This is a genomic window from Acinetobacter sp. (genome assembly GCF_049284435.1).
Classification (GTDB): domain Bacteria; phylum Pseudomonadota; class Gammaproteobacteria; order Pseudomonadales; family Moraxellaceae; genus Acinetobacter.
Genome location: NZ_JBAPXX010000048.1, coordinates 1 through 8,347 on the forward strand (window position 1 = coordinate 1; position 8,347 = coordinate 8,347).

10 protein-coding genes and 1 rRNA gene are annotated in these 8,347 nt (G+C 40.4%); 6 read left to right on the plus strand and 5 right to left on the minus strand.

The window, feature by feature from the left end:
- Positions 1 to 75, plus strand: a 5S ribosomal RNA gene (gene rrf / locus WAK81_RS04245); the annotation flags it as partial.
- Positions 76 to 241: 166 nt separating this feature from the next.
- On the opposite strand, the gene WAK81_RS04250 is transcribed toward rrf, so the two are convergent.
- On the minus strand, positions 242 to 1,624 hold the full coding sequence (locus WAK81_RS04250) for a dihydrolipoyl dehydrogenase (protein ID WP_422195813.1): 1,383 nt from the start codon (positions 1,622 to 1,624) through the stop codon (positions 242 to 244).
- Positions 1,625 to 1,775: 151 nt separating this feature from the next.
- On the opposite strand from WAK81_RS04250, the gene WAK81_RS04255 reads away from it, so the two are divergent.
- A complete protein-coding gene (locus WAK81_RS04255) occupies positions 1,776 to 3,779 on the plus strand; it encodes a hypothetical protein (protein ID WP_422195814.1) in 2,004 nt (667 codons plus the stop codon).
- A 164-nt stretch (positions 3,780 to 3,943) separates the two neighbouring features.
- Here the strand turns inward: WAK81_RS04255 and WAK81_RS04260 are convergent, their stop codons facing one another.
- Together WAK81_RS04260 and WAK81_RS04265 are read right to left on the minus strand one after the other, a co-directional pair.
- Entirely contained in the window at positions 3,944 to 4,366 is a 423-nt protein-coding gene (locus WAK81_RS04260) for a beta-lactamase hydrolase domain-containing protein (protein ID WP_422195815.1), read from the minus strand.
- Entirely contained in the window at positions 4,359 to 4,694 is a 336-nt protein-coding gene (locus WAK81_RS04265) for a TIGR01244 family sulfur transferase (RefSeq protein ID WP_422195816.1), read from the minus strand. Before WAK81_RS04265 ends, WAK81_RS04260 begins: the two co-directional genes overlap by 8 nt.
- 125 nt (positions 4,695 to 4,819) lie before the next feature.
- On the opposite strand from WAK81_RS04265, the gene WAK81_RS04270 reads away from it, so the two are divergent.
- Genes WAK81_RS04270 through WAK81_RS04280 form a run of 3 tightly spaced genes read left to right on the plus strand, consistent with a single transcriptional unit; the run spans position 4,820 to position 6,591 of the window.
- Positions 4,820 to 5,716 (plus strand): alpha/beta hydrolase, encoded by an 897-nt coding sequence (locus tag WAK81_RS04270; RefSeq protein WP_422195817.1) that lies wholly within the window; start codon positions 4,820 to 4,822, stop codon positions 5,714 to 5,716.
- Positions 5,717 to 6,148 carry a thioredoxin TrxC gene (gene trxC / locus WAK81_RS04275; RefSeq protein ID WP_422195818.1) on the plus strand — a complete coding sequence of 144 codons (432 nt, stop codon included), beginning with the start codon at positions 5,717 to 5,719 and terminating at the stop codon, positions 6,146 to 6,148.
- Positions 6,149 to 6,153: 5 nt separating this feature from the next.
- Positions 6,154 to 6,591 (plus strand): acyl-CoA thioesterase, encoded by a 438-nt coding sequence (locus WAK81_RS04280; protein WP_422195819.1) that lies wholly within the window; start codon positions 6,154 to 6,156, stop codon positions 6,589 to 6,591.
- Positions 6,592 to 6,655: 64 nt separating this feature from the next.
- Here WAK81_RS04280 and WAK81_RS04285 read toward each other — a convergent pair whose 3' ends face one another.
- Positions 6,656 to 7,159, minus strand: a complete 504-nt coding sequence (locus tag WAK81_RS04285) for a DUF4442 domain-containing protein (protein WP_422195820.1) — start codon at positions 7,157 to 7,159, stop codon at positions 6,656 to 6,658.
- A 28-nt stretch (positions 7,160 to 7,187) separates the two neighbouring features.
- Positions 7,188 to 7,676, minus strand: coding sequence for a YajQ family cyclic di-GMP-binding protein (locus WAK81_RS04290; RefSeq protein WP_253175502.1), 489 nt, complete (start codon positions 7,674 to 7,676; stop codon positions 7,188 to 7,190).
- Between the two features lie 91 nt (positions 7,677 to 7,767).
- Between WAK81_RS04290 and WAK81_RS04295 the strand changes: the two genes are divergently transcribed.
- Entirely contained in the window at positions 7,768 to 8,082 is a 315-nt protein-coding gene (locus WAK81_RS04295) for a rhodanese-like domain-containing protein (protein ID WP_422195821.1), read from the plus strand.
- Positions 8,083 to 8,347 lie beyond the last annotated feature (265 nt).

The following is an 8,347-nucleotide window of genomic DNA, read 5'->3' on the forward strand; positions in this document are numbered from 1 at the left end:
CGAACTCAGAAGTGAAACCTCTTAGCGCTGATGGTAGTGTGGGATTACCCATGTGAGAGTAAGTCATCGCCAGCTCATTATTCGAAATACCCCCTTCAAACGAAGGGGGTGTTTTTTTATGCGCGGGGTAATTGGCTTGACTATTGAGTATTCATATAAAGTCAACCTTATACAGTGTTCAATATTAAGCTAGAGCGATAGTTAACTTTACTGAAGGATGATTTGATAGTCCTCAACTCTTTCATGACAAAGTATTAAACTGACGTCGAGCATGTTTAAAGGCAGTTCTAAGACCCTCTTCCAACGTAGGGTGATAAAAAGATTTCTTTAGGATCTGGTGAATATCCTGGTCGGCATCAATTATCCAGACTAATAAATGGGCCAGATGTTCTGCTTGGGAGCAGAAGAGTTCTGCACCAAGTAATTTACCTGATTTCTTATCAATATAAACTTCTATTCCACCTGAGTTTTCTGCCAGAACCAGTGCACGTCCTTGATTTTCATAAGAGACGAATCCCCGAATAAATTCGACGTGTTGATCTTCTAGCTGTTTAAAACTTTTTCCGACAATCGCCATTTCAGGGTGAGAAAACACGATTGCCAATGGAGTGAGTGCTGGAATCGATTTAAGTTCTGGATAATTTAAACAATTATGTACTACCTCTTTGCCGGCATGCGCAGCTTCATGTTGAATGGGGGCATCAGGTGCGGCATCACCGACTATAAATATCGGCAGATCTGCAAGTTGTTTGGTTTCTTTATCGATAGGAAGGTTTTTGATGTCCTTGAATGTTGAATTGAGTTGATCTAGACCCAAACGATCTATATTGCTTTGCCGACCTGTGGCACCTAAGACATATTCAACTTCAATACTCTTAGTCTGATCATTTTCTGTAAAGTTAATCTTTATTTTATCAGCTTGGATCTCAATCTCATCTGGTAAGGTTTTAAATTTGATATTGAGTTCTTTACTTAATTGCTCTTGTGCTAGTTTTTGTAAGATCGGGCTAGTTAAAGCACCTACTTTTTGACTACGCGCAAACATTGTGGTTTGTACACCCAGTCGTTGCATGGCTTGAGCTAATTCAATTGCAATGATGCCACTCCCGATCACTGCTAAAGACTTAGGTAATTGGGAAAATTCAAATATTTCATTGGAAGTGATGTATTTGTCTGTTAATTTTTTCTTTAAAGTTTCATCAATATTGGGGCGTGAGCCTACAGCGACAATAAAACTTTTGGCCCGATAGGATTGTCCATTGACTTCGATCGTTTGGGGATCAACAAATTTGGCTTTTCCGGAAATTTTATGTGAGCTGTCCCATTGATCGACACCTTTCAAGGTTGCACGAATAAAACGTTCTCTAAGGACATGCACACGTTGCATAACATCTGAAGTATCAATGACAGCGTTATGCTTTAAAGCAAGTTCTTCAGCAGTTTGAATATCATGCATGCGATTTGCAGAAGAGATTAGTAATTTACTTGGCATACAACCTACACGTGCACAGGTTGTATCCCATGGGCCATCATTGATAATTAAAATATTTTGGGTGTATTTAATGGCTTCTTTATAAGCGCTAATGCCAGCGGTTCCGGCACCAATGATGATGAGATCGTGCATTGATTACTCTTATGAGAATTATTTTATATAAGCTAGCATACAAAACATTTAGCTTACCTTTATTTACATAAAAGCTTAACTATGATTACATATCGCATAATAAATAAAGCATTGATAAAAACTCTAGAGATAGAGGATTTTGGGGATTAAAATGATTAGTAAACAATTAGGTATTAAATTATCTGCTCTTACTTTAGCACTAATGTTAGCAGGCTGCGGGGGCGGTGGAAGTGATGGTTACTATAATAATGGTGGCTCTAGTTCTGGAAATATTACTACGAACCCTAGCACAGGTGAAGAAGTAAAATCTGTTAATATTAGTACTATTCAATTGATTGATCGAAATGGTAACTTAACTCAGGCAATCGCAGCAGAAGGTGTAATCGCTAAAGTAAAAGTAACAGATCAGTCAGGTAAAGGCATTAGTGGTGCATTGGTTACATTTACAGTGACTGGTGGTGTTGTTTTAGGTAGTTCCAATGGTGCTGTTTTAACCAATACTAATGGTGAAGCGAGCATCTCTGTTAAACCTGAAAATATAAATACCAATGGTGCTTATCAAATTTCTGCAGTTGCAGATTTTGATGGTGTCCAAGCATCAACACAAGCACTTAATTTCTCACTTCAAGCAACCAATATTATTTTAGTCGATTTGACGGCAGCTAGTACTCAATTAGAGTCTGGTGGCTCAACAAATATCACGTTAAAAACGCAAGATGCAAATACAAAAATTAATCAGAATAATGTCAATGTAGAATTCACTGCAACATGTGGTAAATTTGAACCTGCTACAGTTGTTTCATCAAATCAAGGAAATGTTACGACATCATATAAAGCGATTGGTACAGATGGAAAGCTTTGTACAGGGACACAAAAAATTTCGGCAAAAGGTTTAAATATCCCAGAAGTTGGAATTGATGTCAGTATTAAGGCACTTCAAGCTAATTCACTAGTATATACATCTAGTAAAGTTAATTTGGGGATTAGAAAAAGTGGCTCAGCATCATCTGGTCAAATTGAATTTACTTTGTATGCAAATGGTGTACCTGTAGCAGATCAAGATGTTTTGATTGAGAAAGTACAAGCACCAGAAGATTTATCGTTCGTAACATTTGGAAATCAAAATAACAAAACTATAAAAAGTGATTCAAATGGTAAAGTAATTGTGAATCTTTATCCAGGAGATAAACCTGGGCCTGTAGAGATAAGAGCAACTTTAGTTTCAGACAAAAATGTTTCGGCTGTATCTAAAAATGTATCTGTATCCATTGGTCGAGTAACTCAAGATGGATTAAGCTTATCAGTATCTAAAAATTCATTACAGAATGTAATTGATGGTGATACTGCAACTATTACAGCGAGAATGGTTGATCGTACACGAAATCCTGTTCCAGATGGTACGGTAATTAGCTTTGTTTCGGAGGGGGGTAAGGTTGAACCTAATTGTTCAACAGTCCAAGGAGAGTGTTCTGTAACTCTAACAACACAAGAACCTCGTCCTTTAGATAATCGTGTGACTGTATTGGCTTATGTTGAGGGTGATAAAACCTTTACAGATTTAGATGGCGATAATCTATATACTAAAGGTGTAGATCAACTTCTTAGTAATATTGGTAGCTTTTTCCGTGACGATAACGAGGATAATCAATATAACAAAGATTATGGTATTGGTGAATTTCTTTATAATCGTGCGGTATTAGGCAACAAAGCGACTTGTGCTCCATCTGCAATAAAACAGCCGAATATCGCAGGCACATGTGACGATAATTTAGATACGGTTATTCGTCAGCAATTATTATTTGCATTTGCTGAAAATACACCAACTTTTACCAATGTGAACGCAAGTGGAAGTTTCTTATCTTTTAATATGTACGGAAATAATACTCAAAGTGTGCCTATGCCAACAGGTACAACAATAAGTGTTACGCCTGAGGATAATACAAAAGATAATAATTTATCTTGTACCGCAGAGTTAGCAACAGGAAGTTCACCTGTCGCAAATGTATTTAATCTTTTGACACCAACCACATTCAAAAATAGTAATCAAAGTTATTATGGCTATCGTCTAAAAGAATGTGCGGTAGGAGATACGTTGAAAGTTTCTGTTTCTTCGCCAGATAGTAAAGTATCAACGATTTATGTAGATTATCAATAGAAATTATATTTGTATAAAAAACAGCGCCTCGGCGCTGTTTTTTTATGGGAACTGAAATTTAAAAAAACTAAATTGATGTTCCCATACTCACACCCACAGTTGGCTTCAGGTTCATCGAGTTACACCCGGCAAAAGCTAAACTACAACACAAAATAATCAATAACTTATTCATGAATCAATCCTTGAGATTTGGCCTTATTAAACAAAGCTGCTGAACGAGTGCCACTACGGCAGATCAACAAAATCGGTTTAGGCAGCTCATTATAGTATCGAGCAAATTCTTCAATATTGGCCTGAGAAAGCTGGCCACTTACTACAGGCTGATAAATCACACTCACTTGAGATTTCTCCGCAATAGAGCGTAATTGACTCACCGTGACACTATTACCAGTTTCCTGATCAGGACGATTTACAATCACAGATTTGAAACCTTGCTGAATTAATTGCTCAAACTTATCCAATGTCATTTGCCCCGTAACACTCACCGTAGAGGTCAGTGCACGACTAAGATCCTGTGCAGCAAAAACAAGTGACGTACAGCTAAAACAGCTTACCAGTACGACACTTTTCCAAAATGATTTAGTCATCCAGCAGGTCCATCTGTTTTGCCAGTTGATATAAATTATTCGAGCGGTTTCCAGTACGGCAGAACATCAAGATGGGTTTTGGTAATTCATTATAATGATTGGCAAAAGTGCGTACATCAAGCTCAGTAATTTGACCAGCGACCACCGGCTGGAACACATAATCAAGACCTGCTGCACGTGCAGCTTCTTCGATTTGTGCACTGGTTGGCTGCTCAGAACCACCTTCCATGTCCGGGCGGTTGTTGATAATCGATTTAAAACCTTTCTCAACCACTTGGGTTACGTGTTCCGGACCAATTTGACCAGCAAAACCTACATTTTCGCTCATGACGCCACTCCATCATTTCATTTATATCGATATGCTTTATGATAGCATTAAGCTGAAAACATGCTGAACCTGTTCTGAAATTTTTATAAATGATGATAACCATAAGATAACGCAATGGAGCGCGTATGCAGGCTTATACAGTTGAACCACTGTATGTCAAAAGCGGTCAGGACGTGATTGCTGCCGATTTTTATCGGCCTAAAAATATAGAAAAACCGGCCGTGATCTTGATGGCCCATGGTCTGGCTGCCTTACGTCAATTTAAACTGGTGCAATATGCCCAGCGTTTTGCCAGTGCCGGTTATGCGGTAGTTTTATTTGATTATCGCTATTGGGGTGGTAGCACCGGACGCCCGCGTGAACTGGTGTCGATCAATGCCCAGCTCGATGACTGGCGAACCATGATCAGACATATTCAGGAACGCAAATCGATTGACAGTAAACGGATCGTGCTCTGGGGTACGGCCTTAAGTGGCGGACATGTACTGACACTGGCAGCGGAACTGAAAAATATTCAGGCGGCGATGGTACAGGTACCTTTTGTCGATGGTGCCGAAAGTGCTCAACTGTATCCTTTACAGCAACTCCCCAAGGCGCTTAAAGTTTCCAGTCAGGACTATATGGGGGCCAAGGTCGGTATGGCACCGAAGACCTTACCTGTGGTTGATCCGCATGAACTCTGTTTTATGCCGACGCAGGACAGTTATGAAGGTTATCTGTCGATTGTCAATCCGGATTATTACTGGAGTGGTCACATTCCTGCACGAGCATTCTTTAAGCTGATGCGTTATCGGCCGATTCAGCAGGTCAGAAAAATTACCATTCCGGTGCTATTTATTGCAGCGAAATCAGATAGTCTGATTCCAATTGAATCCAGTCGGGAAACTGCGACCAATATTGCGCCATTTGTGCAATATCATGAGTGGAATATCCGGCATTTTGATATTTATCATGGGGAATGGTTTGAAAAAGCAATTTCGACCCAATTAGAATTCTTACATCAACATATTGGAGTGCGCTAGATGATTATTGTATGTCCGGAATGTCTGGCCAAAAACCGTGTCCCTGAAGATAAACTCACTGCCAACCCTGCTTGTGGTCAATGTCCTCAAGCTCTGATTCCACTGACACCGATTGAGCTGAATGAACAGAATTTCAGCCAGTTTGTCACGCATAGTGAGTTACCGATCCTGATTGATCTCTGGGCAGAATGGTGTGGTCCCTGTAAAATGATGGCACCGCATTTTGCGACTGTCGCCCAGCAATATCCAAATGTGGTTTTTGCAAAAATTGATACCGAAGCGAATCCACGCTTAAGTTCAGCATTTAATGTTCGCAGTATTCCGACGCTGGTGTTGATGAATAAAAGCAACGAAATTGCTAGAATAAGCGGTGCATTACGGTCAAGCGAGCTGCAAAAATGGCTTGATCAGCAGTTAAATACCCAACCCTAATTCAAATGCCTGGAGTGAAAGTGTCAGATTCTCAAGTAAGACCAGAGGGGATTCTTTCCCTACAGACGATCGCAATGCCTGCAGATACCAACTGGAGTGGTGATGTCTTTGGTGGCTGGATCGTTTCACAAATGGACTTGGCAGGCGCGATTCACGCAGAACGATTTTCAAAGGGACGTTGTGCCACGATTTCGATTAACCAGATGACTTTTCTGGTTCCAGTCAAAGTGGGGGACGTGATTAGTTGTTATACCAAAATTCTCAAAGTTGGCAAGACATCTATCCAGATGGAAATTGAGGTTTGGGACAGTCATGATGATTCACGTCCACCGATTCGTGTGACCGAAGGTGTATTTACCTTTGTGGCTGTCGATGTCAAAGGTAACAAACGTCTGATTCCAGACGAAGCTAAACAAAAGTTTCTAGAATCACAGCCTGCATAATAATTTGCTCGAAATAAAAAATCCCAGATTTGATATCTGGGATTTTTGTGTCTGTATGACAGAATTATGATTTTTTCAGCTGATTTTTGGCCACCCATGCCCAGAGCATTTCACATTGAATCGGGGCTTCACCTGACTCATCCGTGACGGTAACCTGAACCAGTGTGTCGCCTTTATCCGAGTTTTGCATCAAGGCTTGCTGCTCGGGCGTGAGCGTAGCAATTGCCGTCATGGCACCGTGCGTCGGGCGTTTAAAATCAATCTTTAAGCTTTTGATCAGTACAATTGCCGTATCCGGCACATTCATCGCAGTGACAAAACCGGTTGCGGTTTCTGCCAATAAAGCCATGGCACAGGCATGTACCTGACCAATATGGTTTTGCATGGCTTTATGATTGGCGATTGTGACCACGACTTTTGCTGGACTCAGCTCTACATAGCGAATTTTCGCTGATCCCACCATGGGTACCACACGGCCAAAAGTTTTACTCAGTAAAGCACTGCGTATACTTTGCGGTAATCTGGAAGTGGCATTCACCAGTTTGGTCAGTCGATTGCGATGCGTCATAATCCCTTCTTCAAGACACAGTACTGTCTTAATCTTTAAAGTTATTGAACTGTAAAGGCAAACCAAATTGCTGTTCTTTTAGGTATGCCATCACTTGCTGCAAGGTATCGCGTTTTTTATCAGTCACACGAATCTTGTCGCCCTGAATAGAAGATTGCGCCTTAATCCCACTTTCTTTAATGGCTTTATTAATTTTTTTTGCGGTATCTGAGTCAAGACCATCTTTAAGCTTGATCACCTGAATCACATTTTTGCCAGAAGCTGTCATTTTTTGTGGATCAAGTGCCTGAATATCGACTTTGCGTTTAAAGAAATGACTTTCCAGCATGCTATAGACTTGTTCACATTGGAAATCGCTTTCAGTCGAGATTTTGATTTCCTTGTTCTTTTCATTCAGTTCAATAGAAACGTCCTGACCACGGAAATCAAAGCGGGTCGCAATTTCTTTTTGGGTGTTTTGAACTGCATGATTTACTTCAAAAATTTCTAATTCAGAAACAATATCGAAAGAAGGCATAGTTTAGACCTTTACAAAGGGAAAGAATATCTGAGATGCTAGGGATGTTTTCTTCATTTGCCAAGTGTTGTTTACATCAAAGGAGTGCGCAATGATCCGTAATCAAGAAATTACAACATTTGAGTTCCCAGAAAATGCAATTATCTGGGATGTACGCGATTCAAGTGCTTTTGCTGAAGCACACGTGAAAGGGGCGGTAAATCAGCCCATTAACGATCTTTCAGCAGAAAGCCTAACTCAGGTGTCAGCGGATCAACCCATTTACATCTTGTGTGGTGGGGGCAGTAAAGCTCCACGTGCTGCTGAAAAGCTAGAGGGTTTTGACAGCTCACGTGAATATGTCATTCTGATGGGTGGTACTCGTGCTGCCCGTGATGCAGGCTTACCGCTTGAACAGAATGCATAAAGCTTTCTGTTAATAAAAAAAGCGCCACAAGGCGCTTTTTTTATGGGTGAGATGTATTTTCCCTTTTCTTTTAGGAGAGGGAGAGGTAAGAAATTTCCATAATATCAAATAAAACCCTCACCCTAGCCCTCTCCCATAAGGCATAGGTATCTACACAATTTCCGAGCTTTGCGTTAAATTGAAGAGCATGCTCTTCAATTTAACATCTCTGGTCTGGATCAGCGTCTTGTCAAACGCTATAACGGCCTTGTAAAACTCAATATGA

What these genes read in the sequence shown, in the direction of transcription:
- WAK81_RS04250 (WP_422195813.1), bottom strand. Translation starts at nt 1,624, where the DNA reads ATGCACGATCTCATCATCATTGGTGCCGGAACCGCTGGCATTAGCGCT.
- WAK81_RS04295 (WP_422195821.1), top strand. Translation starts at nt 7,768, where the DNA reads ATGATCCGTAATCAAGAAATTACAACATTTGAGTTCCCAGAAAATGCA.
- trxC (WP_422195818.1), top strand. Translation starts at nt 5,717, where the DNA reads ATGATTATTGTATGTCCGGAATGTCTGGCCAAAAACCGTGTCCCTGAA.
- WAK81_RS04260 (WP_422195815.1), bottom strand. Translation starts at nt 4,366, where the DNA reads ATGACTAAATCATTTTGGAAAAGTGTCGTACTGGTAAGCTGTTTTAGC.
- WAK81_RS04290 (WP_253175502.1), bottom strand. Translation starts at nt 7,676, where the DNA reads ATGCCTTCTTTCGATATTGTTTCTGAATTAGAAATTTTTGAAGTAAAT.
- WAK81_RS04285 (WP_422195820.1), bottom strand. Translation starts at nt 7,159, where the DNA reads ATGACGCATCGCAATCGACTGACCAAACTGGTGAATGCCACTTCCAGA.
- WAK81_RS04265 (WP_422195816.1), bottom strand. Translation starts at nt 4,694, where the DNA reads ATGAGCGAAAATGTAGGTTTTGCTGGTCAAATTGGTCCGGAACACGTA.
- WAK81_RS04270 (WP_422195817.1), top strand. Translation starts at nt 4,820, where the DNA reads ATGCAGGCTTATACAGTTGAACCACTGTATGTCAAAAGCGGTCAGGAC.
- WAK81_RS04255 (WP_422195814.1), top strand. Translation starts at nt 1,776, where the DNA reads ATGATTAGTAAACAATTAGGTATTAAATTATCTGCTCTTACTTTAGCA.
- WAK81_RS04280 (WP_422195819.1), top strand. Translation starts at nt 6,154, where the DNA reads ATGCCTGGAGTGAAAGTGTCAGATTCTCAAGTAAGACCAGAGGGGATT.